25 protein-coding genes and 1 tRNA gene are annotated in these 26,976 nt (G+C 60.5%); 20 read left to right on the forward strand and 6 right to left on the reverse strand.

The window, feature by feature from the left end:
- The first annotated feature begins 85 nt into the window (after positions 1 to 85).
- From AC3A4H_RS16660 to AC3A4H_RS16700, 9 genes are all read left to right on the forward strand, one after another.
- Positions 86 to 1,714: a GMC family oxidoreductase gene (locus AC3A4H_RS16660; protein WP_487767696.1), complete on the forward strand. Its 1,629-nt coding sequence runs from the start codon at positions 86 to 88 to the stop codon at positions 1,712 to 1,714.
- A 299-nt stretch (positions 1,715 to 2,013) separates the two neighbouring features.
- Complete coding sequence (locus AC3A4H_RS16665) at positions 2,014 to 3,162, forward strand: cupin domain-containing protein (protein WP_487767697.1); 1,149 nt, start codon at positions 2,014 to 2,016, stop codon at positions 3,160 to 3,162.
- 77 nt (positions 3,163 to 3,239) lie between these two features.
- The gene (locus tag AC3A4H_RS16670) at positions 3,240 to 4,367 is read left to right on the forward strand and encodes an LVIVD repeat-containing protein (protein ID WP_487767698.1); all 1,128 of its coding nucleotides are present in this window, start codon (positions 3,240 to 3,242) and stop codon (positions 4,365 to 4,367) included.
- A 10-nt stretch (positions 4,368 to 4,377) separates the two neighbouring features.
- Positions 4,378 to 4,785 (forward strand): RidA family protein, encoded by a 408-nt coding sequence (locus AC3A4H_RS16675; protein WP_487767699.1) that lies wholly within the window; start codon positions 4,378 to 4,380, stop codon positions 4,783 to 4,785.
- 28 nt (positions 4,786 to 4,813) lie between these two features.
- Positions 4,814 to 5,437, forward strand: coding sequence for a glutathione S-transferase family protein (locus AC3A4H_RS16680; RefSeq protein ID WP_487767700.1), 624 nt, complete (start codon positions 4,814 to 4,816; stop codon positions 5,435 to 5,437).
- Complete coding sequence (fhmpcd1, locus tag AC3A4H_RS16685) at positions 5,437 to 6,366, forward strand: 5-formyl-3-hydroxy-2-methylpyridine 4-carboxylate 5-dehydrogenase (RefSeq protein WP_487767701.1); 930 nt, start codon at positions 5,437 to 5,439, stop codon at positions 6,364 to 6,366. The genes AC3A4H_RS16680 and fhmpcd1 overlap by 1 nt, the downstream gene beginning before the upstream one ends.
- Before the next feature lie 36 nt (positions 6,367 to 6,402).
- A complete protein-coding gene (locus tag AC3A4H_RS16690) occupies positions 6,403 to 6,924 on the forward strand; it encodes a TRAP transporter small permease (protein ID WP_487767702.1) in 522 nt (173 codons plus the stop codon).
- Positions 6,921 to 8,192, forward strand: a complete 1,272-nt coding sequence (locus tag AC3A4H_RS16695; RefSeq protein ID WP_487767703.1) for a TRAP transporter large permease — start codon at positions 6,921 to 6,923, stop codon at positions 8,190 to 8,192. Before AC3A4H_RS16690 ends, AC3A4H_RS16695 begins: the two co-directional genes overlap by 4 nt.
- A 20-nt stretch (positions 8,193 to 8,212) precedes the next feature.
- Positions 8,213 to 9,232 carry a TRAP transporter substrate-binding protein gene (locus tag AC3A4H_RS16700; RefSeq protein ID WP_487767704.1) on the forward strand — a complete coding sequence of 340 codons (1,020 nt, stop codon included), beginning with the start codon at positions 8,213 to 8,215 and terminating at the stop codon, positions 9,230 to 9,232.
- 16 nt (positions 9,233 to 9,248) lie between these two features.
- Here the strand turns inward: AC3A4H_RS16700 and AC3A4H_RS16705 are convergent, their stop codons facing one another.
- A complete protein-coding gene (locus tag AC3A4H_RS16705; protein ID WP_487767705.1) occupies positions 9,249 to 9,680 on the reverse strand; it encodes a hypothetical protein in 432 nt (143 codons plus the stop codon).
- A gap of 98 nt (positions 9,681 to 9,778) precedes the next feature.
- Here AC3A4H_RS16705 and AC3A4H_RS16710 point away from each other — a divergent pair, with 98 nt between their 5' ends.
- The 8 genes from AC3A4H_RS16710 to AC3A4H_RS16745 all read left to right on the forward strand — a co-directional run bounded on the left by AC3A4H_RS16710 (position 9,779) and on the right by AC3A4H_RS16745 (position 18,309).
- Positions 9,779 to 10,807 (forward strand): putative B6 ABC transporter substrate-binding protein, encoded by a 1,029-nt coding sequence (locus tag AC3A4H_RS16710; protein WP_487767706.1) that lies wholly within the window; start codon positions 9,779 to 9,781, stop codon positions 10,805 to 10,807.
- A gap of 68 nt (positions 10,808 to 10,875) precedes the next feature.
- Complete coding sequence (locus AC3A4H_RS16715; protein WP_487767707.1) at positions 10,876 to 12,447, forward strand: putative B6 ABC transporter ATP-binding protein; 1,572 nt, start codon at positions 10,876 to 10,878, stop codon at positions 12,445 to 12,447.
- The gene (locus AC3A4H_RS16720; protein ID WP_487767708.1) at positions 12,444 to 13,538 is read left to right on the forward strand and encodes a putative B6 ABC transporter permease subunit 2; all 1,095 of its coding nucleotides are present in this window, start codon (positions 12,444 to 12,446) and stop codon (positions 13,536 to 13,538) included. The genes AC3A4H_RS16715 and AC3A4H_RS16720 overlap by 4 nt, the downstream gene beginning before the upstream one ends.
- Positions 13,539 to 13,541: 3 nt before the next feature.
- Positions 13,542 to 14,477 (forward strand): putative B6 ABC transporter permease subunit 1, encoded by a 936-nt coding sequence (locus tag AC3A4H_RS16725; RefSeq protein WP_487767709.1) that lies wholly within the window; start codon positions 13,542 to 13,544, stop codon positions 14,475 to 14,477.
- Between the two features lie 55 nt (positions 14,478 to 14,532).
- Positions 14,533 to 15,339, forward strand: a complete 807-nt coding sequence (gene pldA, locus AC3A4H_RS16730) for a 4-pyridoxolactonase (RefSeq protein WP_487767710.1) — start codon at positions 14,533 to 14,535, stop codon at positions 15,337 to 15,339.
- Positions 15,340 to 15,365: 26 nt separating this feature from the next.
- Complete coding sequence (gene ppaT / locus AC3A4H_RS16735; RefSeq protein ID WP_487767711.1) at positions 15,366 to 16,544, forward strand: pyridoxamine--pyruvate transaminase; 1,179 nt, start codon at positions 15,366 to 15,368, stop codon at positions 16,542 to 16,544.
- 31 nt (positions 16,545 to 16,575) lie between these two features.
- Complete coding sequence (gene pldH / locus AC3A4H_RS16740) at positions 16,576 to 17,319, forward strand: pyridoxal 4-dehydrogenase, SDR-type (protein WP_487767712.1); 744 nt, start codon at positions 16,576 to 16,578, stop codon at positions 17,317 to 17,319.
- Positions 17,320 to 17,496: 177 nt separating this feature from the next.
- Positions 17,497 to 18,309: a sulfite exporter TauE/SafE family protein gene (locus tag AC3A4H_RS16745; protein ID WP_487767864.1), complete on the forward strand. Its 813-nt coding sequence runs from the start codon at positions 17,497 to 17,499 to the stop codon at positions 18,307 to 18,309.
- A gap of 522 nt (positions 18,310 to 18,831) precedes the next feature.
- On the opposite strand, the gene AC3A4H_RS16750 is transcribed toward AC3A4H_RS16745, so the two are convergent.
- A tRNA-Val gene (locus AC3A4H_RS16750) sits at positions 18,832 to 18,906 on the reverse strand.
- Positions 18,907 to 19,705: 799 nt separating this feature from the next.
- Between AC3A4H_RS16750 and AC3A4H_RS16755 the strand changes: the two genes are divergently transcribed.
- Both AC3A4H_RS16755 and AC3A4H_RS16760 read left to right on the forward strand, forming a co-directional pair.
- Positions 19,706 to 20,881 carry a DNA cytosine methyltransferase gene (locus AC3A4H_RS16755; RefSeq protein ID WP_487767713.1) on the forward strand — a complete coding sequence of 392 codons (1,176 nt, stop codon included), beginning with the start codon at positions 19,706 to 19,708 and terminating at the stop codon, positions 20,879 to 20,881.
- On the forward strand, positions 20,878 to 22,008 hold the full coding sequence (locus AC3A4H_RS16760) for a DNA cytosine methyltransferase (protein WP_487767714.1): 1,131 nt from the start codon (positions 20,878 to 20,880) through the stop codon (positions 22,006 to 22,008). The genes AC3A4H_RS16755 and AC3A4H_RS16760 overlap by 4 nt, the downstream gene beginning before the upstream one ends.
- Here AC3A4H_RS16760 and AC3A4H_RS16765 read toward each other — a convergent pair.
- Both AC3A4H_RS16765 and AC3A4H_RS16770 read right to left on the reverse strand, forming a co-directional pair.
- The gene (locus AC3A4H_RS16765; protein ID WP_487767865.1) at positions 21,895 to 22,965 is read right to left on the reverse strand and encodes a 5-methylcytosine restriction system specificity protein McrC; all 1,071 of its coding nucleotides are present in this window, start codon (positions 22,963 to 22,965) and stop codon (positions 21,895 to 21,897) included. The two genes, AC3A4H_RS16760 and AC3A4H_RS16765, sit on opposite strands and share 114 nt — an antisense overlap.
- Positions 22,966 to 23,135: 170 nt before the next feature.
- Positions 23,136 to 24,791: an AAA family ATPase gene (locus tag AC3A4H_RS16770; protein WP_487767715.1), complete on the reverse strand. Its 1,656-nt coding sequence runs from the start codon at positions 24,789 to 24,791 to the stop codon at positions 23,136 to 23,138.
- A 78-nt stretch (positions 24,792 to 24,869) separates the two neighbouring features.
- Here AC3A4H_RS16770 and AC3A4H_RS16775 point away from each other — a divergent pair, with 78 nt between their 5' ends.
- Positions 24,870 to 25,295: a very short patch repair endonuclease gene (locus AC3A4H_RS16775; RefSeq protein ID WP_487767866.1), complete on the forward strand. Its 426-nt coding sequence runs from the start codon at positions 24,870 to 24,872 to the stop codon at positions 25,293 to 25,295.
- Positions 25,296 to 25,419: 124 nt separating this feature from the next.
- On the opposite strand, the gene AC3A4H_RS16780 is transcribed toward AC3A4H_RS16775, so the two are convergent.
- Both AC3A4H_RS16780 and AC3A4H_RS16785 read right to left on the reverse strand, forming a co-directional pair.
- A complete protein-coding gene (locus AC3A4H_RS16780) occupies positions 25,420 to 25,524 on the reverse strand; it encodes a hypothetical protein (RefSeq protein ID WP_487767867.1) in 105 nt (34 codons plus the stop codon).
- Positions 25,502 to 26,974 (reverse strand): DarT ssDNA thymidine ADP-ribosyltransferase family protein, encoded by a 1,473-nt coding sequence (locus tag AC3A4H_RS16785; protein WP_487767716.1) that lies wholly within the window; start codon positions 26,972 to 26,974, stop codon positions 25,502 to 25,504. The genes AC3A4H_RS16780 and AC3A4H_RS16785 overlap by 23 nt, the downstream gene beginning before the upstream one ends.
- Between the last annotated feature and the right edge of the window lie 2 nt (positions 26,975 to 26,976).

Genomic DNA, 26,976 nt, shown 5'->3' on the forward strand with positions numbered 1-26,976 from the left:
ACAACAACTCGACAATGGTTGAGTGTCGGTTGAGAGAAGTGCGCCGCAAAGTGCGGCGAGAGAAGTTCTATCCGGGGAATTGAGAATGCAAGTGGGGGAAACCTATGACTATGTCGTTGTGGGCGCGGGATCGGCTGGCTGCGTGCTTGCCAACCGGCTGACGGAGGATCCCTCGGTTTCCGTTCTGCTGCTGGAGGCCGGCGACTGGGATCGCGATCCCATGATCCATGTCCCCCTCGGCTGGGGCAAGATCCTGACCGAGCGGCGGCACGACTGGATGTATTTCTGTGAGCCGGAGGAAAATGTAGGCGGCCGCAAGGTCGAATGCGCGCGCGGCAAGGTTATCGGCGGGTCGTCTTCCACCAACGCCATGGCCTATGTGCGCGGAAACAGGGGCGATTATGACCGCTGGGCCGCAAACGGGCTGACCGACTGGTCCTATGAAAAGGTGCTGCCCTATTTCCGGAGGCAGGAAAACTGGGAGGGCGGCGCAAGCACGCATCGCGGCGCAGGAGGTCCCGTCAACACGCAGCGCTGCCGCTACAAGGATGACCTGATCGAGGCCTTCGCCGAGGCCAGCCAGACCGCGGGGTATCCGCAGACCGACGATTACAATGGCGCCGAGCAGGAAGGTTTCAGCCGGCTGCAGATGACGATTCGCAACGGCCGCCGCTGCTCCACGGCATCGGCCTATCTGCGTCCGGCCATGGGCCGGCGCAACCTCACCGTGCTGACGCGGGCCCTGGCTACCAAGGTTCTGCTCGATAACGGCCGCGCGACCGGCATCCACTATGCGCGCGACGGACAGGCGCGAACAGCACTGGCGAAGCGCGAGGTGCTGTTGGCGGGCGGGGTCATCAACAGCCCGCAATTGCTGATGCTTTCGGGCATCGGAGGACGTGACGAGCTCGCTGGCTTCGGTCTCGAGGCGAAGGTCGACAGGCCACAGGTCGGCAAGAACCTGCAGGACCACGTCTCGGTCATAGTGATGTACCGGCGGCGGCAGCCCGGGCCGTTCCACCGCATGATGCGTGCGGACAGGATCGGTCTCGATTTCCTCAAGACCTATCTGACCGGCAGCGGCTTCTCCGCCGATGTGCCGGGCGGCGTCGTCGCTTTCCTGAAGAGCGACGATTCGCGCCCGCTGCCCGACGTGCAACTGCTGTTCACGGCCGCGCCCCTGGCCGCCTGGCCATATATGCCGCCATTCAAGGCGCCTTTCCCGGATGGCTTTGCCACGCGCATCGTGGCCGTGCAGCCCGAAAGCCGGGGCAGCGTGAAGCTTGCTTCAACCGACCCTGCGGCCGCGCCGCTGATTCATCAGAACTTCCTGTCCTCGCCGCGGGACTGGGAATCGCTGCGCGCGGGCTTCCGCGTGGCGCGCGAGCTTGCCGCCCAGCCGTCGATGCAGCCCTTCATCGCAGCCGAATTCTTCCCGGGTCCGTCGTGCCAGAGCGACGACGAGATCGACCAGCATATCCGCAACACCTCGATCACTGTTCACCACCCAGCCGGAACATGCCGCATGGGGGCCGACAGTGATTCGGTCGTGGATCAGGAGCTGAAGGTGCGGGGGGTGCAGGGACTGCGCGTGGTCGACGCCTCCGTGATGCCGGATCTCGTGTGCGGCAACATCAATGCTGCGGTGATCATGATCGCCGAGAAGGCATCGGACCTGATCCGGCAGCGTTCGGTTGGGGAATTGGCGGCTTAGAGCAGTGTCAGCTCAACCAAGTCCCGTGTTGGTTGAGCTATGAAGCTTGCGTGGTTGAAAAGAATTTGGTGGAGTGTTCTGCCGTAAGCGGAACGCTTATGTCTAAAAAAATACAATGTAATCAGATCTTTACGCCAGATTTACAGATTGATTGTTTCCTTCGCCCCTTGCTTCAAAGAGGGGCTTGACAGCGTCAACCAAAAACTGTCAGGTTTAGATAATAAGAGTCAATGTGCTAAACCATTTCCGTTGTGGTTGGAATGGTTAGGCGCAGCGACTACCGAAGGAGGATGCCCGACATGACCAGTTCTGCCAACAGCGGCATAGGAACCAACAAGCAGGAGGCCCTAAAGGGTCTCTATGACGAACTCTACGCCAAGAACATGTTTCCGTTCTGGGCGACAAGCGAGGGCGTCGAGCACGACGAAATCAAGCAGCTGATGGCCACGTCGAAGGCCATTCCGTTCGTCTGGTCCTACAAGGATATCGAACCGCTGCTGCAGCGCGCCGCCGAACTGGTCACGATGGACGACAGTGAGCGTCGCTCGCTGATCCTGGTCAATCCGGGTCTTGCGCCCAAGCGCGCTTCGGTCAGCACGATGTACACGGCCTATCGGCTCAACGATCCCGACGAAATCATGCCGCCGCACAAGCACTCGCCGAGTGCCATCCGCTTCGGGCTGACCGGGAAGGGCAATTTTACCGGCGTCGAGGGGGAGGACGTGGTGTTCGGCCCCGGCGATATGGTGCTGACGCCGAACGACGCCTGGCACAACCACGGCACCGTTGGCGGCGAGCAGGCGGTCAACCTCTCGGTGCTCGACCTGCCGCTCGTCGAGACGCTCCACGCCGTTCATTTCGACCACAAATACACCGAGATGGAGAACGGCAAGGAAGTCGAGAAGAAGGTGCAGACGGCACGCTTCCCGAGCGATTACTCGCAGCGCATCTACGGCGAGGGCGGGTTGATGCCGCGTTTCGTCGACCACAAGCGCGGCGGCGGTCTCTCCTCGCCCATGTATGTCTATCGCTGGGAGAAGATGGAAGAGGTGCTCGAGCGCCACAAGGATTGGGACGGCGACCCGCATGAGGGCATCGTGGTCGACTATGTCGATCCGACCACGGGCGGCCCGGTGTTCAAGACCATCAATTTCTATGTCCAGATGCTGCGCCCGGGCGAAAAGACGCTGCCGCAGCGCGAGACGGCCAGCCTGCTGCTGGCACCTTTCCGCGGCTCCGGCTACTCGATCATCGACGGCAAGCGTTACGACTGGAACCAGTTCGACACGTTGGCCGTGCCAGGCGGCTGCTGGGTCGAGCATGTGAACGGCTCGTCGACCGAGCCGGTCATCTTCTTTGGCGCCACCGACGCGCCCACGCAGAAGGCGCTGCTTCTTTACAAGCGCTGGGGCCGGAACCAGGCAGGCGATCTGCTGCGCTTCGCCTAATTCACACTGTCATCGTGACGCGCCGCGCCCGCGGCGCGTCGGCATCCAAGCATTGCACCAGAAGAAGGCGTACGCATTTGGCTTCCGCGTTCAATACCAAGCATATCGGCCATATCGACTGCCCGGGCGGCGGCCAGGTCTGGGTCGACGGCAACATTCTTTACATCGGCCACATGCGCCCGCCGAGCGGCACTACGCTTGTCGATATCTCCGACCCGCGGAACCCGAGAAAGATCACCACGATCGACGTGCCGGTGGGCTGGCATTCGCACAAGGTGCGCGCGAAGGACGGGTTGATGATCATCAACCACGAGCGCTTCGGCAACGAGGGCCCGGCGGATTTCGGCGGTGGCCTGGCGATCTACGACACCAGCAAGCCGGAACAGCCCAAGCTCATCTCCAAATGGCTCACCGGCGGCAAAGGCGTGCATCGCTACGACTATGATGGTCGCTACGCCTATATCTCGCCGACCGCCGATGGCTATGTCGGCAACATTGTCATGATCCTCGACCTGATCGATCCGGTGAACCCGGTAGAGGTCGGGCGCTGGTGGATTCCGGGGCAGTGGACCGCCGGCGGCGAGGAATATCCGTGGCACGACTATGTCACGCCGCGCTGCCACCATCCGTTGCGCATGGGCGACCGGCTCTATGTGAGCTACTGGCACCATGGCCTGTTCATTCTGGACATTTCGGACATGAGCAAGCCGAAGCTGATCAGCCACATGAACTCCAGCCCGGCGTTTCCGCATCCGACGCATACCTGCCTGCCGATCCCGCAGCCGCTGAAGGGCCGCAACGTCATGATCGTGGCGGACGAGGACGTGGCCAAGCTGCGGCCGCACGCGCCGGCCTTTGCCTGGGTCTATGACATCACCGACGAGACCAACCCGCTGCCGATCTCGACCTTCCAGGTTCCAGGCATCGATCTCGACGGGGCACCGCAGCCGCCGATGACGGGCTGCCACCAGCCGTCCGAGCGCTTCAAGGGCAGCATCGTCCCGTTCGCCTGGTTCGCGCAGGGCCTGCGCTTGGTCGATTTCGCCGACCCGTTTGCACCGAAGGAAGTCGGGCATTTCATGCCAGATGCGCCTGCCGGCGCCGACCGCGCTTCGTCCAACGATGTCACCATCGACGATCGCGGCATCCTCTATCTGATCGACCGCATTCGTGGCGTCGACATCATCGAAACCAGCGTCTTCTAGGAGTTCGAGCGTGAACGACAGCACGAGGAAATCCGACACTCACTACGCGATCGGCAAGAAGAACCCGAACCTGCCGTTCCACCCGGCGGTTCGTGCCGGCGACTACATCTTCGTCTCCGGCCAGGTGCCGAAGGACGAGAACAACAACATGATCAGCGGCACCATCGAGGAAGAGACGCTGGCGACGCTGAAGACCATCGAGCGCGTAATCGCCCATGAAGGCGCCACGCTGTCCGACGTGGTGCGCATCACCACCTATCTCGAGGATGTGCGCGACTTCGGCCGCTACAACAAGGCGTTCCTGGAAGGCATTGGCGATGCCGTGCTTGCGCGCACCACGGTCGAGGCGCGCGCCGTCATCAACACCAAGATCGAGATGGACGCCATCATCTACAAGCCGCTCGCCTCCAAGGCCTGAGCGGAAGAAATATCGAGGAGACCCATACATGTACCAGCTGCTAGGCCGCCAGACTTCCGGCAACGTCCAGAAAGTGCTCTTCATGCTTGAAGAGCTCGGCGCGCGCTACAAGCGCGAGGACTACGGCCGCCAGTTCGAGAACACCCAGACTGCCGAATACAAGTCGCTGAACCCAACCTCCAAGGTGCCGACCCTGGTCGACGGGGAGACGGTGGTGTGGGAATCCAACACGATCCTGCGCTATCTCGCGGCCTTCGGCGGCGAACACCTGACCGGTGCGACGCCGGCCGAGAAGACCGAAGTCGAACGCTGGATGGATTTCCTGCTGGCCGCGGTCAACCCCGGCTATCTCGCCGCCTTCAAGGGCGCGAAGCTGTCTCCGGAGGAGCAGACGGCCGAATACAAGGATCAGGTCCGCGATCTGGTCGCCCAGCTCAAGATCATCGACAGCCATCTCGAGGGCAGGGACTTCCTGGCGCTTGGCAAGCTGACGATCGCCGACATCGCCTGCGCGCCGATCCTCAAGCGCTGCATCGACTTCAAGATCGAGCGCCCCGCACTGCCGAACCTGGAGCGCTGGGTGGCGGCAATGGCCGAGCGGCCGGCCTTCAAGGTGGCCACAGGCGTGGCACAGTCGACCAGGGCAGCCTGATGATCCGGCGAGTCGCCCTGATCGGTCTCGGTACGATGGGACCCGGCATCGCCGCGCGGTTGTCGCGTGGCGGGCTGGATGTCGCCGCCTATGACGTATCGCAGGCGGCCATCGAGCGTGCGCGCGGCATGCTCGAGACGGCTGACGGCGCTCTCGACCGGTTGGGCATCGACGCGCCGGTCACCGGTGCCGGCACGGTCCGCTTCGTCGACACCATCGCCGAGGCCGTCGAGGGCGCCGACCTGGTGATCGAGAACGTGCCTGAAAACATCGACGTCAAGGCCGAAACCTATCGCGCCATAGATTCGCTGATCGGGCCGTCGGTGATCGTGGCGTCCGACACGTCGGGCATACCGATTACCAAGCTGCAGGCGCATATCTCGCATCCCGAACGCTTCGTCGGCATGCACTGGTCGAACCCGCCGCACATCATTCCGATGATCGAGGTGATCGGCGGCGAAAACACCGCGCCGGAAACCGTGGCTACGATCCGCGAGTTCATCCGCTCGCTCGGTTTGCTGCCGGTGGTCGTAAAGAAGGACGTCCCCGGTTTCGTCGAAAACCGCGTCCTCTATGCGCTGCTACGCGAGGCGATCGATCTGGTCGAACGCGGCGTGATCGAGCCCGAGGATCTCGACACCTGCGTCTCGTGGGGCATCGGCTACAAGATCGCCGTGGTCGGCCCGATGGCGCTGCTCGATATGGCGGGCCTGGACATTTACAAGTCCGTTTCCTCCTTCCTGAATGCCGACCTGGCCGACCGCAAGGACATCGCTCAGATCGTGCTGAGCAAGGCGCAGGAAGGCAAACTCGGCATGAAATCCGGCGAGGGCATGTTCGCCTACACGCCTGAACAAATAGCGGCATTGCAAGGCGAAAGGGCCAGGAAACTGGTGGCCATTCGCCGGATCCTGGAAAACCGGGAGTAGGCGATGCAGTCGGCTGTGGGGGAGAAACAGGGCCGTATGACAAACAGATGGGAGGTTTTGCAGTTGGCGCGCTCGAGCGGCAAGCTGCTGCACACCGTGCTAGGGATCGCGCTGCTGTTCGTGGTGGGCGTCAACGTCGTCAATGCGTCGGGCCGTTACCTGTTCGGCTTCTCGATGACAGGCACGGACGAGCTGATGGTCTACACCCTGATCTGGGTGGTAATGGCCGGGGCGATCCTGTCGCTCGCCGAGCGAGACCATATCGGCGTCAACCTGGTGCCTTCCTATGCGAAGGGGCGTTTCAAGCATTTGCTGCATGTCGTGCATGACGCAGCGGCGGTGCTTGCCTGCGGCTATGCCACCTATGCCTCACACCTCTTCGTCGGCAAGATCAGCCGGTTAGCCACCAAAAGCATGGGCCTTGGCGTTCCCATGTCGCTGCCGCATGCGGCGCTTCTCGCCGGCTTTGCCGGCCTGACGCTGGTTGGCCTGATCATGCTCGTTCGCGACTTCGGTGCGCTGTTGCGCAATGACCCACATGAGGAGCCGTCCGCATGACCGCTTCGCTCGCTGTCCTTCCCATCGTGCTCCTGGCACTCGGCACGCCGGTCTTTCTCGTCTTCCTGGCGGCTGTTGCAGTCACTTTCTTCTTCGTCCTGCCCACGCCCCCGGTTGCGCTGCATCAGGTGCTGTTTGGCGGCATGGACAATTATGCGCTGCTGGCGATCCCGTTCTTCGTCTTTGCCGGCGAGCTGATGGGCACCAGCGGCATCGCCTCGCGGTTGATCGCATGGGTTCTGGCGCTGGTGGGCAGGCTGCCCGGCAGCCTGGCCGTTTCGACGGTCGGCGCCTCCACCGTGCTCGGCGCCATTTCCGGCTCCAGCGTGGCGGCGGTCGCCGCGCTCGGCAAGACGCTTTATCCGAAGCTCGAGAGCGCGGGCTACGGCAAGGAGCGCTCGGCCGGCCTGCTGGCTTCCAGCGGCGCGATCGACATCGTCATCCCGCCCAGCATTGCCATGATCCTTTACGGATTGGCGGCGGAGCAATCCATCCCGCGGCTGTTCATGGCAGGCATCCTGCCGGGCCTGCTGATGGCGCTGATGATGTGCGCCTTCGTGATCGTCATGGCCATGGTACTGAAGATACCGGTTGTCGGCCGCTTCGATCCGGCGCTCGCCTGGGCCGCCACCAAGAACGCCATCGCCGCGCTGCTGATGCCGGTGTTCGTGCTGGGCGGCATCTACAATGGTCTGTTCTCGCCGACCGAGGCTGGAGGCTTTGCCTGTCTCTATGCGATCGTCGTCGCCCGCTTCGTCTACCGCACCATGAGCTGGCGCGACATCGTGCGGGCGGCCGGCAGTTCGGCGATGCTGTCGGCGCAGATACTCGTTATCGTGGCCACCGCCGGCGTTGTCACCTGGGTGCTGACCACGCAGGGCGTGCCGCAGGCGATCGTCGCCTGGATCCAGTCGCTGAACATGAATGCGGTTACGTTCCTGCTCGCGGTCAACGTCGTGCTGCTGGTCATCGGCTGCTTCCTCGATCCCACCTCGGCGATCCTGGTGTTTGCGCCGCTGCTCGTGCCGATCGCGATTTCGCTCGGCATCGATCCGGTCCATTTCGGCATCGTAATGACGGTCAATCTGGCGATCGGCATGTTCACGCCGCCCTTCGGCCTGAACATCTTCGTTGCCCAGTCCGTCACGGGGCTGCCGGCGCATTCGCTCTATCGTGGCGTGCTGCCTTACGTGGGTGTGCAGGTCACCGCACTTCTCATCATCACCTATGTGCCGGCGCTGTCCCTGGCGCTCGGTCAATCGCTTTAGAGAAAAAACGGGGGAACGTGATGCTGTCTTCAATCTTCAAAGCCGCCGCTTTCGGCACCGCACTTGCCCTGCTGCCGCTGGCCATGGCGGCCAGGCCGGCAGCGGCGCAAACGACCATGAAACTTGCGTCCGCGACCATCAACGACGTCCAGCACGAATGGCAGAAGGTGTTTGCCGAAGAGCTCAACAAGCGGGTAGGCGATGCGGTCAAGACCGAGATCTATCCGGCAAGCCAGCTCGGCGCGATCCCGCGCATGGCCGAGGGCGTGCTGCTTGGCACCATCGAGGCGTTCACAACGCCGACCTCCTTCATGACCAATGTCGATCCGCGCTTCCAGGCGTTCGATGCGCCCGGCCTGTTCAAGACGCCGCAGGACGTCGAGAACGCCATTCATGATCCGGAATACCGCGCGCATCTGGAAGAAATGTTCCTCGACAAGGGCCTGCGCGTGATCGGCGCGATCTACAACAGCCCGACTGTCGTGTTTACGATGAAGCCGGTGACGACCCTCGACGGGCTCAAGGGCCTGAAGATCCGCACCTTCGCCTCGCCGATGCAGATCAAGCCGATGGAGCTGGTAGGGGCCACGCCGCTGCCGCTGGCGCTGACCGAAGTGATCCCGCAGCTCGAATCCGGCGGCCTGGATGGCATGCTGGTCGGCATGCCGATCCTGACCGCGTTCAAATATTTCGATATCGGCAAGAACATCACCGACCTGCGCTTTGCCGAGATCGTTTCAGTGACCGTGGTCAACGAGGACTGGTTCCAGTCGCAGAGCGAGGATGTGCGCAAGGCGATCATCGAGGCGGGCCGCGCGGCCGAGACCTCGGTGTTCCAGTGGGGTGTCGACAACGTCCAGAAGACCTATCAGGTCTGGGCCGACAATGGCGGCGTGGTCAACAAGCTGTCGCCGCAGGAGCAGGCGGAGATGGAGGATGAGTTCCACCAGCTCGCCGACACGCTTGTCGCCTCTGACCCGGCGGTGAAAGCCGAGTACGAAAGGCTGAAGGCGCTCGTGGCATCAAAGGCGGCGCCGTGATGAGCGCCGCCGTCGCTCACCGGCAGGCCAGGCGTTTCCCGCTCTCCGCGCAGCTTAGCATGCGCTTGGCGGCGGGCTGCGCTTCGGCATGCCGGTCGAGCGAAACCAGCGCACGTGTCTCATATGCGCGCCCGTCGACACCGCACCACAGGCGCTCGACGGGCAGGTTCTCGCGCTTGTCGTTGAGGGCAGCATATGTGCCGGTCTTCGGATCGAACCAGAGTTCGATGTCGAGCGCAGCGCCAGGGGCGGCCTTGGCCAGTTCCAGCGAATACCAGTGGGCGATGTCGGCATGGCAGGCGATGGCGTTGGCGCCGGCGTTGGTCACAGTCAGGGTCAACGGTGAAAGGCCGTCGGTGCCTTTTCGAACGGTGATGTGGTGCAGCTCGACCGCTTCCGCGCTTGCCGTGAAGCCCAGGAGGGCGGCGAAAACAACTCGTGTGAACAAGCGAGTAATCCCTAGTTGAAAGTCTAGAGATATATTATCAAGACTTTCAATTAAGAACAATAATAACTTAGAAGTTAACGTTAGAAACGGAGGGTAACATGTTGAATAAACTGAAATACAGCGTGAGCGCGTTACTGCTGAGCGGGTTCATGCTCAGCGGCGCCCATGCTGCCGATGTCAAGTCCATCGCCATCCTCACGCCGGAAGAAGGCACAGACTATGGCTGGAACCAGCAGGGCGTGGAAGCGGCCAAGGCCGCGGCCGAGGCGACCGGCGTGGAAGTGATTTTGGCGCAGGGTCTCGGCTATGGCGACGTCCGCCCGACCCTGCGCGAACTGGCGGAGGAGGGCGCAAGCCTACTCATCGCCCACGCCAGCGGCTACAACACCTCGGCGCCTGAAATCGCTAAGGAACTCAACGTGCCGGTCGCGATCGTCGACACGCCCGACGCGCTCCAAAAGGGCCTGATTGCCGACTACACGCTGAGCGGCCATGAGGGCGCCTATCTGGCCGGCCGCCTTGCCGCCAAGATGACCCGCAGCAAGGCCGTCGGCATCGTAGTCTCGGGCGAGCCGCCGTCCTGGAACTCGCAGTCTGCCGCGTTCGCCCAAGGCGTAAAGGCCGAGAACCCGGATGTGAAGGTGACCTATGCCGTGATCGGACCCGCCGCCTACAGCGATGCGGCCGGCGGCAAGCGCGTGACCGAAAGCGTCATCGCCTCGGGCGCCGACATCATCTTCGGCCAGGGCAACGGCTCCAGCTTCGGCATGCTGCAGGCGGTCGAGACGACCAAGGCGGCCGACGGCGGCAAGGTCTATTTCATCGACGTGATCGGCGACAAGTCGCCCATCGACAAGGGCTTCCTGCTCTCCTCGGTGGTCTGGGACATCACGCCGGTCTACACCGCTATGATCAATGACCTGAAGACCGACACCTACGGCACCAAGGGCTACTCCATCGGCGTCAAGGACGACTCCGTCAAGCTGCTGAAGACCCCGGCGATCCCGGACAATGTCTGGTCCGAGGTGCAGGCCATCCGCGAAGACATCATCTCCGGCAAGATCAAGGTGGAGCCGATCTTCGAGGCGACCGCCGTACGCCAGCTGATGACGAATGTGACCGAATAGACGGTCGGATTCGTGGAGGGGCGGACACTCCGCCCCTCCGATCAATCATTGCGGTCGGCGGGCAGTTCATGACCAGTGTTTCTTCATCTTCGGCGGACGGAAAGCCGGACATCGTCACGCTTGAACGCGTGACCAAGCGCTTTCCGGGTATCGTTGCCAACAACAGCGTCGACCTGTCGATCAGGGCAGGCGAGGTGCATGTGTTGCTGGGCGAAAACGGCGCCGGCAAATCCACGCTCATCGGCATGCTTTCGGGTCTGCAGCAGCCGAGCGAGGGACGCATCCTCGTGGACGGCGCGCCGACCCCCATCACCTCGCCACGCCACGCGCTTGCTTTGGGCATCGGCACGGTGTTCCAGCACATGATGCTGGTGCCGACGCTGACGGTGGCAGAAAACCTGCTGCTCGGCGGCTCGTGGTGGCAGCGGCCCAAGGCCGAGGAACTTGAGGCGCGCGTTGCCGAAATCAGCCGCACGCTCGGCATAGCCGTCAATCTCCATGCCAAGGTCTCGGAGCTGTCGCTTGGCGAGCAGCAGCAGGTGGAGATCCTGCGCGCGCTGCTGCGCAACAGCCGGCTTTTGATCCTCGACGAATCCACCTCCATGCTGACGCCGAAGGGCATCGACGACCTTGGCGCGCTGATGCGCCGCCTGGTCGAGCAGGGGCTGGCGATCGTCTTCATCACCCACAAGCTCAAGGAAGCCGCTGCTTTCGGCGACCGCATCTCGGTCCTGAAGCTCGGGCGCAAGGTGGGCGAAATTTCGCCTGAGCGCCTTCGCGCCCTGGGCGAGGACGAGATTATCGCCGAAATCGTGGAACTGATGTTCGGCAAGAAGGAGAGCGATCCGGAGGAGCAGGCGCGGACAGTGCACGCCTTCCCCGCCGGAACCGCGCCGCTCCTGCAGGTGCGCGACCTGGCCGTGCCGGCGACGGCGACCGCCCCGGCTCTCGCATCCATAGCGTTCGACATCCGCCCCGGTGAATTGCTCGGCATTGCCGGCATCGACGGCAACGGCCAGAAGCAGCTTGCCGAGGCGCTGGCCGGACAGCTGGCGACCAGCGGCGGCTCGGTGCGGCTCGCAGGCGAAAGCCTCGACGGGCTCGGCGTCGGCGCGCGGCGGGAGAAGGGCCTGCGCTATCTCACCGACGACCGGCTCGGCGAGGGGACCGTCGGCACCTTCCCCGTGTCGATCAATTTCTTCCTGAAGCAGATCGGCGCTTCACCCTTCTGGCGCAAGGGCGTCGAGCAGCGCCAGGAGATCGACCGCCGCGCGGCTGAACTGGTGCGCGAATACGACGTCCGCACGCCCAGCATCAAGACACCGATCGGCCGGCTTTCCGGCGGCAACATCCAGAAGATCCTGATCGCGCGCGAGCTCGCCGAAGGCGTGAAGGCGGTGATCTTCAACAAGCCGACCTATGGGCTCGACCTTGCCAACACGCTGGCAACGCGCCAGCGCGTGCGCGATGTCGCAGCGAACGGAATGGCCGTGCTGCTGATTTCAACCGATCTCGAGGAGCTGCTGAGCATCTGCGACCGCATCGCCGTTATGTCCGGCGGCGCGCTGGTCGGCACGGTCGAGAACTCCGCCGACGCTCGCACCAAGGTTGGGCGTCTAATGATTGGACTTGCGGCATGAGCGTCGAAACCACACAGGCCAGCGCAACCGCGCTTGAACCGGCCATTCCCGAAAGCGGCAAGGGCGACCTGTTGCGTCGCCTGGTGATGACGCTGGGCCCCGTATTCGTGGCCCTGTTGATTGCCGGCTGCATCCTGCTGGCGGTCGGGGTCAACCCGCTCACCTATTACGGCTTCGTCATCGAGCGTGGGCTGCTGTCGCCACTGGGCGTCCAGCAGACGCTGACGCGCATGGCGCCGCTGCTGTTCCTTGCTGCCGGCCTCATTGTCGCTTTTCGGGCGGGCATGTGGAATCTCGGCGGCGACGGCCAGTTCCTGCTCGGTGCGGTCAGCGCCGCCGCCGCGGGTCCATTCCTGGTGCAGTTCCTGCCGGCCTGGCTGGCACTCGTCTGCGCCTTCCTGATTTCAACTGCCGTTGCGATGCTGTGGTCGCTGCTGCCGGCGCTGTTGCGTGCCTATCAGGGCGTTAACGAGATCATCACCACGCTGATGATGACCTTCCTCGGCACGTCGCTCGCCAATGTGCTGGTCAAGCTCGTGTTCCTCGATCCCACGACCACGGTTCCGCAGACGCGGACGCTGCCGGTGGAGGATCGCCTGCCGCGCCTGTTCGACACCACCATCTCCAGCGGCCTGCTGCTGGGTCTCGTCGCCATCATCGCCGTGCATCTGGTGATGACGCGCACTGCCTTCGGTCTCAAGTTGCAGGTGGTGGGCGCCAATCCGCGCGCGGCGGTGCATTCCGGGCTTGCGGTGCCGGCGCTCACCATCGCCGTATTTGCGATTTCGGCGGGGCTGGCGGGCCTTGCCGGCGCGGTCGACATTCTCGGCGTGCAGGGCAATGTCCGCGCCGACTGGAACCCGGCCTATGCAATGGCGGTCATTCCGATGGTGTTCCTGGCGCGCATGAACGGTTTTGCCGCGATCGGTTTCGTGTTCCTGCTTTCGATCCTGTCGATCGGCGGCGAAAGTGCTGCCCGCCGGCTCGGCGTGCCGCATCACTTCACGCTCGTCCTCGTCTCCGTCGTGCTCGTGACACTGGCGATCGCCGAATACATCGACCATCACTTCATCAAGACGCGGAGGGTCTGACCCATGACCGGGCTTTTCAGCGAAGTCTTCCTCGGAGCCCTCCTGTTCGGCGCCGTCACCGCGGCCGTGCCGCTGCTGCTGGCCGGGTTGGGCGAGCAGATGTCGGAAAAGGCGGGCGTGCTCAACATAGGCATCGAAGGCATGATGATCCTCGGCGCCTATCTCGGCTTCGTCGGCGCTTACTATTCGGGTTCGCTGTGGCTCGGCTTTCTGGTCGGTGCGCTCGGCGGCATGGCGGTGGCCGCGGTGATGGCGCTGCTGTGCGTACGCCTCGGCCTCAACCAGATCGTCATCGGCATCGCTTTGACGCTCGGTCTCGAGGGCTTGACCGCCCTGCTGCACCACTTCCAGTTCTCGCGCAGCTATCCGCGTCTGCCGGCGGCCGACAAGACGGCGATCCCGCTTCTGGCCGACATTCCTGTGCTGGGGACGGCGCTGTTCCGGCATCACCTGATCGTCTATTTCGCCGTCGCGCTGGTGTTCGTGATGATCTACATCTACCGCCGCACGCAGCTCGGCCTGAACCTGCAGGCCGCCGGCGACAAGCCGGCCGCGCTTGATGTCGCCGGCATCGATGTCGTCCGCACTCGCACCGCTGCGGTGCTGACCACCGGCGCGCTCGCAGGCGTCGGCGGCGCCTATCTCGCCAATGTCGGCGCGGGCATCTTCATTCCGTTCATCACCAATGGCGCGGGCTTCCTCGGCATTGTGCTGGCGATGCTGGCGCGCGGCCGGCCGCTGTGGGTGCTGTTTGGCGCGCTGCTGTTCGGCGTCTGCCTGTCGCTCACCACGGCCATGCAGGTTGCCGGCATCAACATGCCGACCGACGTCATCCAGATGCTGCCGTTTCTGGCGGTGATGATCATGCTGGTGCTGTTCGGGCGCAAGGCGAGCCTGCCGGCCGCACTTGGCTTGCCCTATGAGCGCGGCTCGCGCTGACGGCAACAAACAATCGGGAAGCGGCCACGCCGCAGGGGAAAAACAGGAGGAAAAGATGTCTGATACGAAGGTCTATCTGCTCGACGGCGGCTCGCTGGTGCTCGACGGCTATCACGTCTATTGGAATCGCGGGCCGGGCGGCGAGGTGCGCTTTCCCGTCTACTCGATCCTGGTCGAGCATGCCGAAGGCCGCTTCCTGATCGATACCGGCTTCGACTACGACCACGTGATGAAGGTGCTGCCCTTCGAAAAGCCGATCCAGAGCAAGGACCAGACCATTCCTGGCGCGCTGGCGCTGCTCGGGCTCGAGCCCAAGGACATCGACGTGGTGGTGAACTCCCACTTCCATTTCGACCATTGCGGCGGCAACAAATATTTCCCGCACGCCAAGAAGATCTGCCACAAGAGCGAAGTGCCGCAGGCTTGCAATCCGCAGCCGTTCGAGCATCTGGGCTACTCGGATCTGAGCTTCTCCGCCGAAGCCGCCGAGGCGCGGGGCGCCACCGACCAGCTGATGGAAGGCACCACGCGGGCGAACTCGACCTTCGAGGGCATCGAAGGCGACGTCGAACTCGCCAAGGGCGTCAAGCTGATTTCGACGCCTGGCCATTCCATCGGCCACTACAGTCTCATGGTGAACTTCGCCAAGCGGAAGCCAATTCTTTTCACTATCGACGCCGCATACACACAAAAGAGCCTTGAGACGCTGTGCCAGGCAGCGTTCCATATCGACCCGGTGGCGGGGGTCAGTTCGATGCGTCGGGTCCAAAAGCTCGCACAGGATAACGATGCCGAGCTGATGTACTCGCACGACATGGAAAACTTCAAAACCTACAAGACCGGCACCCAGTTCTATGGCTGACACGCGGGCAATCCGGGGAGATTTCAATGCGATATAAAGACAATGCCGATCCGGTGATCACGCTCACCTCGGGGCCCGTCAACGCCTATGCGGACGTGCTGCGCGGGCTGGCTCGCACCGTGCTTTACGACTACGATCCGGCCTTCCAGCTGTTCTACGAAAACGTCGTCGCCAAGACGCAGGAGGCGATGCGCCTTTCCACTCGCCCGGTGCTGCTGCAGGGCGAGCCGGTGATGGGGCTGGAAGCCGCGGCCGCATCGCTGATCTCCAGCGAGGATGTCGTGCTCAACCTCGCTTCGGGCGTCTATGGCAAGGGCTTCGGGTACTGGGCCAAGCGCTATTCGCCGAACCTGCTCGAAATCGAGACGCCTTACAACGAGGCAATCGATCCGCAGGCGGTGGCCGAGATGCTCAAGAAGCATCCGGAAATAACCATCGTCTCGGTCTGCCACCACGACACGCCCTCGGGCACGATCAATCCGATCGACGAGATCGGCGCGATCGTCTCCGCGCACGGCGCCTATTTCATCGTTGATGCGGTTTCATCCTTCGGCGGCATGAAGACCCACCCCGAAGACTGCAAGGCTGACCTTTACATCACCGGCCCGAACAAGTGCCTTGGCGCTCCTCCCGGGTTGACCATGATGGGCGTGAGCGACCGAGCCTGGGCCAAGATGAAGGCAAATCCGGCAGCGCCCCGCGCCTCGGTGCTAAGCATACTCGATTGGGAAAACGCCTGGTCGCACAAGCAGCCGTTTCCGTTCACGCCCTCGGTTGCTGAGATCAACGGCCTCGACGTCGCGCTCGACCTTTATCTCAACGAAGGCCCCGAGGCCGTCTGGGCCCGCCATGCGCTCACCGCAAAGGCTACTCGCGCCGGAGCGCAGGCCATGGGGCTTTCGATCTGGGCGGCGAACGAGAAGATCGCATCGCCGACCACAACGGCCATCCGCACGCCCGACGGCATCGACGAGGGGGCGCTGCGCCAGGCTGTGCGCGAACGCTATGGCGTCGTGTTCTCGTCGGGCCGCGGCGAGACGCTCGGCAAGCTGACCCGCATCGGCCACATGGGGCCGACTGCGCAGCCGATCTATGCTGTTGCGGCGCTGACAGCGCTGGGCGGTGCTTTGAACGCGATGGGCCAGAAGCTGCCCGTCGGAAGAGGTATCGATGCCGCACTCGCGGTCATCGACGCCGGCGAATGATTTCACCAACAGGATTGAGGGGAGATTGGTCATGAGCGAGCGGCTCGCAGGAAAGACGGCTCTGGTTACCGGAGCGGCACAGGGCATCGGCAAGGCTATCGCCAAGCGGCTGGCGGCGGACGGTGCCGCCGTCGTGATCGGCGACATCAATGTGGAAGGCGCCAAGGCGGCGGCCGCTTCCATCGGCGGCAAGGCGCGTGCCTGCGTGCTCGATGTTTCCGACCCGGCCTCGGTGAAGGCGCTGTTCTCGGAACTCGAAAAGAGCGGCGGCGTCGACATCCTAGTCAACAACGCCAGCATCGTGCCCTTCGTGGCGTGGGACGACGTCGATCTTGACCATTGGCGCAAGATCATCGACGTCAACCTGACGGGCACCTTCCTCGTCACGCGTGCGGCGACTGACCAGATGCGCGCGGCGAACAAGCCGGGCCGCGTCATAAATATCTCCTCCAACACCTTCTTTGCCGGTACGCCGAACATGGCGGCCTATGTGGCGGCCAAGGGTGGCGTGATCGGCTTCACACGCGCTCTGGCGACCGAACTCGGCAAGCACAACATCACCGCCAATGCGGTGACGCCAGGCCTGATCGAGAGCGACGGCGTCAAGGCCGGCCCGCACAAGGACGGTTTCGCCTTCGTCGAAATGATGCAGGCGATGCCCGGCAAGGGCCAGCCGGAGGACATAGCCGACGTGGTGGCGTTCCTGGCTTCCGACGATGCACGCTGGATCACCGGCCAGACACTGAATGTCGACGCGGGCATGATCCGGCACTAAAGACCCGATCTGGCGCGCCGAGGGCGGTAGCGCCGCGGCGATCAAGGGTCGGCGCGCCAGGTTACAGTGGCCTGGCGTACCGCTCTCGACGTGGATCGTCGAACCCGGCCACTCCCTTGCCGCTTCGCGCATTATTTCTGAAGGACTCCATTCTTGGAACAGGTACTTGATCCGTCGATGCTCGACGGCCAGACAATCATTGCACTCGTCGCCGGCTTCGCTGCCACCGGCATCATCGCCGGCATCATCGCCGGCCTGCTCGGCGTCGGCGGCGGCATCGTCATCGTGCCGGTGCTGTTCTGGGTGCTGACGCTGTTCCAGTTCCCACCGTCGATCACCAGCCATCTGGCGGTTGCCACCTCGCTGGCGATCATCATCCCCACTTCGATTTCCTCGATGCGGGCCCATGCCAAGCGCGGCAATGTCGACCGCACGCTCTACGGCATTTGGGCGCCGGCAGCGTTCGTTGGCGCGCTGATCGGCGGCGTCATGGCGAAGTTCATCCCCGGCGGGGGCTTGCGCCTGGTGTTCGGCGTCGTGGGCCTGCTGGTCGCCGTCAACATGGCGATCCCCCGGCACCTGGTGATTTCCGATCACCTGCCCAAGAGCGCCTGGGTCAACCGCGCCATCGCCACCGGCATCGGCTTCATCTCCTCGCTGATGGGCATTGGCGGCGGCACGCTTTCGGTGCCGACGCTGACCAGCCTGTCCTTCCCGGTCCACCGGGCGGTCGGCACGTCTTCGGCGCTCGGCCTGCTCATCGCCGTTCCGGGCGTGGCCGGCTTCATCTGGGCGGGGCTCGGCGTTGCCGGCCGGCCGCCGCTCAGCCTCGGCTTCGTCAGCCTGCCGGCGGTGCTGCTCATCGCGCCGATCAGCTACCTGATCGCGCCCTGGGGCGCCAAGGTCGCGCACGCGCTGAACGCGCGCTATCTGAAGCTGGCTTTCGCTTTCTTCCTGGCCATCACATCAGTCAGAATGCTTTTCTTTTAGGCGTTTGCAGACACTTGGCACAAGGTATGCTTGGGCCGTGACTAGATCATCGTTGCCAAGCGATCGCAGAGCGACCACGGCCGTACTGCTCTTCATTGCCGTGATTGAACTGATCAGGTTGTTGTGCAAGCGGTACGCCGGATCCGCGACCAGATGCTCGGATTGAGTCGCCGCAGATCACCCCGAGGGAGCACGCCTCCGGTCGCGATCTGATGACCGGACCACGCACGTCGGGGGTCGGTTGTTTTCGCCGGTGTTCGGGGACCGACGGGTAAGCCGGTTTGATCGGCTAGCACCCCGTGTCAGCCGCGCCCATGTTTTCGCGTCTACCAGTTTGAGAACTGTTTTCGACATCGGTTTGCAGCCCTGACGACGGACCTGAACCTGATATTTGCCGTTACGTTTGCGGATAGAGCCATTGCAAAGCCTCACGCTGTGACGGTGGTGTGACAGCGATGAATTGCGATGCATTTTGTGGGCTGGCGTCTCTCGCTAGATCGTTGATCTAAAAGAGATTTCGGATGGTGGGCGTGACAGGGATTGAACCTGTGACCCCTACGATGTCAACGTAGTGCTCTCCCGCTGAGCTACACGCCCATCCGACGGGGGCACTTTCCAAAGACGCTACAAATTCAACTGCTTACCGACTCTTAGCCGTTTCGCCAGTTGGGTGCAAGCCAGCCCGAAAGCTGCTCGAAAATAGGTCCGCTGTGACCAGAGTGTGACCAGCGCACAAGCACAACGACCTCGGGAACCCAAGAGCCCCCGTGCTCCGTATTCGTTCGGCCAGCAGTTCTATCGCTTGAGCCGGGCCACCTCGTGTAGGGGCTCACGGCGTTCTGCGCACTCAGCTTCGGGATCGACCTCTTCGGCAACGGGATGGCCTCAAATTTCAAGCTGAGACACGCCGAACTGATGATATCGTTTGACGCCTACGATTCGCGAGTGCGGGGGCCTTTCGGATGACCAGATCCACACATAATGCACGGGAATTTTGCAAAACCACGTGGCCAAGCCAGTCTATTACCGCCTTAGACTGTCAAATGAACTTCGCTCTTGATTCGCCTACCATTTCTACTCCCCACTTGTTCACACTAGTGTGCATTAGTGCGAACTCTGCTTGACAATCTTGTTCCGGTTGTGTTCTACCCTGTGGAGACGTTCCGATGAGCGTGCGCATTACCGTGCTTCTGGATGAGGATTTAGATGCTCGTTTTACGGCACACTGCCACGAACGTGGGTTTAAGAAGTCGACACTCGTTGCTCGGCTGGTCCGAGATTACCTCACCAAAGAGGATGGACCCGAGCACTCTGATCAACCATCAAATTTGAGACGTAAACCAAGGGCGGGGGACATCAAATGATTAAGTGCGAGCTTGTGGAGATTGACCGCCCAGTGGTGCAGGTCATCGATCTTTTCTCCGGCTGTGGTGGAATGTCTCTAGGGTTCTTAACGGCGAGGAACGAAAATATTTCGTACCGTCTACTAGGAGGATTGGACATTGATCCGCACGCTGCTGCCACATATCGCAAAATGCTCGGGCGGCCTTGCCTTGAGATCGATATTCGTCATCTCAGCAGTCCTTCTGTGTTGAATCGTGCGTTGTCTGAGTGGGGCTATGATTCAAAGCTGCCGTTAATTCTAATCGGTTGTGCTCCATGCCAAGGCTTCAGCTCGCATCGAAAAAAAGATCCTCGGCAAGACGATAGAAATGATCTGCTCTCATATTTCGCAGATGTTGTTGAAATACTTCAACCAGAATTGGTGATAATGGAAAACGTTCCAGAGATGCTTTATCTGAAGCACTGGAAGCATTTTTTGGAATTCAAAGAGGCTCTTAAAGATTTTGGTTACTCTCTTCGGGCTCGGGTGGAGAACCTTGCAACCTTTGGAGTTCCGCAGGAACGATATCGTGCCTTGGTAATGGCCAGCCGAGACACGAAGCGGCTGAAGATGCCGTTGCCGTTGGTGCGGCCCGATCAGTTTATGACTGTTCGTGACGCAATAGGAAAACTTCCTCCCCTAAAAGCAGGTGAGCAGGATCGAACCGATCCCATGCACATCACCTCTAAGCACCGTCCAGAAACCCTAAACATCCTGCGCCATATACCAAAAGACGGCGGCAGCCGCCGTTCGTTGCCTCCGGGTATAGGGCCGGAATGTCATACCCGGGTCGACGGGTTTCGGGACGTATACGGACGTCTTTGGTGGGATCGCCCGGCGGTGGCAATCACAGCCAGGTGCCGAACCCCATCTTGCGGCAGATTTGTCCACCCTTCGCAAGATCGGGGCCTCACTGTCCGTGAGGCTGCCCTATTGCAGGGCTTTCCAAAGGGCTTCCTGTTTGAAGGGCCTTTTGACGACAAGTTCAAGCAGATCGGAAACGCCGTTTCCCCCATGTTTTCCCTCGCTCTCGCCAACCACATAGGAGCAGTTTGGTTCGGTGATGGGGTCGGGGCAAGTGAAAGAGAAGACGTCATAGAGCCGATTACAAAATCAATCTCGTCCTCCCTCGCGTCAATGAAGCGCAAGCTGCGTCGTAATTCTACGTTCCCTGGCTTGGCAGCATGACCGATTTGAAATTAGTAGACCTGTTCTGCGGAGCGGGCGGTTTGTCGCTTGGATTTAAGCAGTCCGGGTTTATGCCCTCCTTCGCAGTAGATTTCGATAGGTACGCTTGCGCGACCTATGCGAACAACTTAGGGCCGCATGTCCGTCAGATGGACCTCTCGGAAATACAACCGATCGAGGTGGCGGAACTGATCCGAACACAGGTCGACGAGGTGGACGTTGTCGCGGGAGGGCCACCTTGCCAGGGATGGTCTATCCAGAGAAGAGGAGCGCCTTGCGATATCCGAAATGACCTGACGGTACGTTTTGCCGCAATTGCCACGGCGTTACGTCCTAAAGCGATTGTGATGGAGAATGTCCCAACGATCTTCGGAAAACGTGGGCAACGTCACCTTCAATTGGTCGAGGGAATGTTGAAAGAAACTGGCTATCGCTACGTGAAAAGGGTGGTGGATGCGGCAGCCTTCGGCGTCCCCCAGTCTCGTCGCAGGGCAGTTTTGGTCGCAGTTCGTGAAGACCTTTCCGAGCACTTCGTGTTTCCAGAGCCTACGCATGAGCCTGCGAATTTCCTGACAGTTCGCCAGGCCATTGGCGACCTGCCGTCACCGCCTCATGATGGATCTGAGCATCCTAGATTCCGAAATCACCGTTTGGTTTTGGTCTCGGAGCGCAACCTCGAACGTCTGAGCTACGTGCCTGAGGGAGGTGGACGATTAGACATTCCGAAGGCGTTACAACTCCCATGCCATAGAAACGATAACGGCCATCGCCACTTAGACGTGTATGGTCGACTATGGTGGGACCGCCCTGCGGGAACTATCACGGCCATGTTTGACAATTTCACGCGAGGTCGTTTTGCGCATCCCGTTGAGAACAGGAATATTACTGCTCGGGAAGGCGCTCGATTGCAGTCATTCCCAGATGACTTTGTTTTCGTGGGACCAAAGAAAGATGTTGCGCGACAGATCGGAAACGCCGTAGCCCCTGCAATGGCGAAAGCGATCGGGAAAGCCTTAGCCGATACCCTGCGTCGCGCCAATCGATTGAGCGAGCCTCTCCAAGGACAATTGGCGATCCGACAGCAGCCTTTCAGCCGAGATTCGTACAGAGTACATCCGACAGCCTGAGCGCGTGATGCCGATCGCGCGAAAGCTATCGCTCGTCCCCACGTAAACAAGCAGCCCTATTTGGGCTTCTAGCCGCTCTGCATAACAAGTTAACTGGTACACGTCAGAGGCTATGCCAAATTGCTCGCCCTCCGTCATGACTTTGTACTTCGCATCGACTACAGCAGTTATCGATCCCATTCTGTGAACGACTACATCGGGATTGATGGACGGCCCCTGATTTCCAAACAGACGCAGGTCTAACTTAGCAAGCCCGTGAAGTGACACTCGGGAATTTGTACCTATCTGCGACGCTTGGACTAGACTCGCGACCGCTTGTTCCCACACACGCTCAAGATCGACAAATAAGGCGAAGCCCGATGGGAGCGGAAGCGATGCCATACCGGTTGAGGCTTGATGCTCAAGCAGTGCTAGGGCGGCGGACAACAGCGTCCTTGCGCTTTCCGATGCGAGGTCATTTTGCAATAGGAGTGTCCGAGCGGTGTCGATCGCGTGCAAGATGGACAGATTTTCGTGGAGCTCTATTGCTTCGATGAGCATCGCTGCCAAGCTGACCAGTGCCGCGGATGCCCCGGGTGATCCTGGGAGACAGCGGTAAGCGGTCCATACAACATTGCCAAACGCCTGTAGCTGCTGCCGCGCGTGGCGAGTGACTACCAGCTTGTGCAGGACACCACGCGAGATAAATCTTGCGATGGAGTATGAAAATCGCGGCTTTCCCCGGGGGGTCGATGTTTCCTCAGTTTGCTTTTGGTATTGCCATGGCACACCATCTTCGACGCTTTTGCTTAAAGATTGAACGAATGGGGAGGCCAGGTCATCACCCGGTTTGCCGATTGCCTTTCCTTCATATTCGTGGGCTTGCTTCGATGCGAACTCCATCGAAAGCTTTTGAAGCGCACGGAAGAAATCCTGGTCCTTTGGGGCAACAGAGAGGTGAACGTTAGGCGCCCTCATTTCCCCGACATAATGGGATGGAAATAGCAGAACGGCGTCTGAGGAACGCTCTACGCGGATAATGCCTGCTCTAGCCAAATTTCCGACGGTATCGTCAAGCCCATGACTCTGCCATTCGCCCAACCCCACAGCGATGGGCGCTCCTCGTTCGCGGAGAGAAAGCTTTAGTGTCACTTTAGCGGGAATTCGTCATGAGCTTGTTGATAGGCGGGTGAGATTGCTCCCGTTGGATCCTGGAGGAGCGGAGCGATCGTGCCGTGCCAAGCCTTAGTGATCGCCGAGATGTTAGGCAGATTCGCGAATAAGCCATGTCCGAAGGGAAGAATCCCGATGTAGGTTGAAAACCAATCGACAAGCGTTTGTCGCGTTTGTTCGTCCAAATGCGCGAGCACATTTCTAAGTGCTTCAATTGATGGGCCTACCGGTACGATATGCATCCGTCGTTTTACCGCCGCGTCCAACTGGAGTGCGGATTTGTCCCGGGGGTTCATCGACGCAAGGACAACGAGATTGGGGGCGATAGATGACTGCTCTTGCGAAACAGACCATTGAAATGGTCGCCCACGATGCTCGATATAGGTCAACAGTTCTCCTAATACCGAGTGAGAATTTGCTCGTGTGAATTCCTCGACGATTAACACGTATATCTGCGTGGGATCAGCCAAGGCCCGTTCGTTGATAATCCGAAGCACCTTCGGCCTGTGCTCGAATCCGGAGCCATCTTTTCGAGGTACAAAGCCTTCTGCAAAGTCTTCGTAGGAGAAGCTTTCGTGAAACTGGACCTCCGCTATGCGAGAATCATCACCACTCGTTAGTCGCTCAGCGACAAGGCGTGCCAGTCGTGTTTTTCCGGTACCCGGCAATCCAGACAACACTATGAATTTGAAACGTCCGAACTCCGACGCGACCTGAGCAACTGAGTCAACTACAGGCTTATCCTCGGCTGCAACCGGGGATTCAGCGACTTGAACCGGTTCCATAAGGTAGTCGAGATACGCTTGGTAGTCGGCGCCGTTTGGCAGGGGAGGGGGGACGTGAGCTAACATATCGTCCACTATGGTCCGCCCGGTCTCATTGAGAGCCCGGAAGCCTTCGGAATCCGCCTCGCTGGAGAAGAGAAGTCCTCCGACACTTGCTCTGTTGAGCCATGGTGTAATCAACCTAGGATCTTCAGAAAGGCCCACTGGGCCAAGTTCGTGAAGGGTCTTTGGATCGTAGATTCCGTCGTACTTTTTTCTGAACGCCTGAATTTGAGCTATCGCGGCAGGAATGCTACTCTCATAATGTACTTGGCCTAGGACTCGATTTACGTCTTGCCAGTGAAGCCGGTCATTCAGGTTGCGAAAAGCCCGCCAGATCGCGCGGATGGGTAGGAGGTCAGAGTCTTCGGGGACTCCCTCAGGGACCTTGCCGGGCGGCGCAAGTCGAATACGGTTTGCGACCTCTGCGCCTAACAGAGCGATGCGGCTGTTCGCACCCTGCAGGGCGACGTCTACCCGGGTCCAACCATCCATAATCGCCTTGCCAAATCGCGTGGCCTGAACCCTATCGTCCTTAACTGTGAGAATCCCCATGTCCTCAAACGCCTTCTTCCAAGTCCGGAGCCGCTGCTCGCTGACATCCGCACTTGGCTTTTGGCCAGGGGTTTGACTCTTTCCAAACAGATCAATCGCTATTTGGAGGTTCGATCTCACTTCGCGATAACCGTCGGCGCGAAATGGAAGTCCATCTGCTCGTAGAATGCTCCAAAGATAGTGAGGTGCATTGACCGGAGGAATTTCCAGGTGAACGTCTGGACTCTCGTGGTTGCTTGTTGGCCAAGGCAAAGTGTTGCCCTCCTAATGTTCTAAGATCACATGGTGCAACTGGTGATCGCCGCCGAATCGATCAGACTGGAACATACCATGGCCGACAGATTTAAGCCTGAACAACGCAGTGCCCTTATGGCAAAGGTTAGCGGGAAGGACACCGGGATAGAGCTTCGGGTGAGGCGGCTACTTCATGGCGCGGGCTATCGCTTCATTGTGCACTCTAAGCGATTGCCAGGTACGCCTGACATTGTTTTCACCCGGCGTCGTAAGGTCATCTTCGTCCATGGATGTTTTTGGCACTGCCACGAGGGTTGCAAGCGTTCAGCTACGCCTTCATCCCATGTCGAGTTCTGGTCCGAGAAGCTTCGGCGAAATAGAGATCGCGACAAGGCGGCGCTGGCGACACTTACGTCCTGCGGGTGGGACGCTTTGACGATTTGGGAATGTGAAATCGGCGATAAGGCTGCTTTGGAAACACGTCTAATTGAGTTTCTTGGCCCTACAAGATGCGAAAATTAGTCTGCTCCGCCGGTTAGTGAAACTGGAAGGGCATTCTGGCGAAAAATCTGCTTCGGCATTTGCATACGGTCGCAAAAGAGAATTCCCCCCGGGGGGCGCCCGAAAGATTGATCCCACTATTCCGCTATTGAGGCGTGCGCTCCAAGACTTTCTGCACCGAGGCCTTGGATACTCCGATTTCAGCGGCGATCTTGCGGATGCTGAGGTCACGCTGACGCAGTTCCGCAATCCTCGCTTCCGTCGATCATCTTGGGTCTGCCGCCGACACGTCCTTCAGCATTCATCAAATCGGCGAGAGGACGCTCTCGAATACGATGATCAGCGGCATTTCGCTGACAGAACGCGCGGTTCTTGCGCCAGAGTATGGCAGGATTGATGGCTAGAACCGCCCATTCCTCGTTCGGTTCTATCTGCCGGTATTTGTAGAACATTCGGTCGTTGGGGAAGGCTACGGAAAGGGACACGGCGTTTGGGTAACCATCGAGGCGCAGATTGTCGTTGACATGTGGGCTGATGCCCAATTCGCTTGCTCGGGAGATCGAGCGAAGGCCGTGCTTGAGTATGGACTCAAGATTGCTCGTTCGTGTGAAATGGTACAAAGCAGGGATGCGCCTGGCGACTGCCACCTCCCGAATCTTAAGCTTTCGCGTAAAGACATCAGGCATATCAAGGGTGACGATAGCCGACGAGGTGACGTCCGGATTCGGCAACAGCGATGGGGGTTGGCCAGCCTGTCCTCGCGGATGAGTTTTGGGAGCACCTTGGTCAAGTGCGCAATGCTCTGGGCTGAAGCTGGCAACGTATCGCCATTCCAGCCCCTGTTCGAAAGATTTGATCCGCCTGAGGATCTGTGGGCCGCAAATGCTCAGCACCTTTTCTTCAAAAACATCACGTAGGCTCTCGTCGCGTTGCAGTCGCTGTACAACCTCCTTCAGGAACGTCGAGTAACCCTGGATTGTGTCGGTGTACGTGTGCTCGACCGCTGTCGCGACTTCCGGATCTCGATGGCGCGTCGGTAGGCTGAAATCCACGCATTCATGTTCCGAAAGTGCCACTGCCGTTGATGCATCGAGCGTCCCATCAAATAAGGCCCGCATAGCCGCCAGTTCTTTTTCGAACAGTTCCTTGAGCTCTTGGTTGGCTTCCGACTCTCGCTCGATCTGAAGGCTGCTTCCCGCAATCTCTAGCGCGGACTCGATCAAACGCCGTTCGACCTTGTAGGCCGACAGCATCTCGATGGTTTCGTTTTGGATCTGTCTCTGTCGATTAGCATATGCGTTCAACTCGTCGATCGCAGTTGCCAGGTTGCTGGCGCCCCGCTGGATACTGCCAAGAAATGGCTTCAGGCTGACGGCTGGTGACGTTGGCCGCCGCGTCGGCGGAGGTCGGTCTCGCCTTCCGGTCGGTGATGACTGAACGATCAGTTTGTTGGTTGAACCGCGATCCATCGTGCTGCCAGATTCTGAGGCGCCCGGCCTCGGAGCTTTCTGGGATTTTCCCAGCAATCCAAAAGTGCCCCAGATCACGATCAACTGGAGGACGATCAGGGGCGGCCAAAACAGGTTGAGCAACGTCATACCGGTCCAAATCCAGCAAGCTACAAGCAGCTGGTTTGGTGCCAGAAACCGAATAACGATCAACGTTGCTACGATCACCAGCTGATATATCAATACAAGCATCG

Source organism: Pseudaminobacter sp. Soil_N_29 (genome assembly GCF_057656055.1).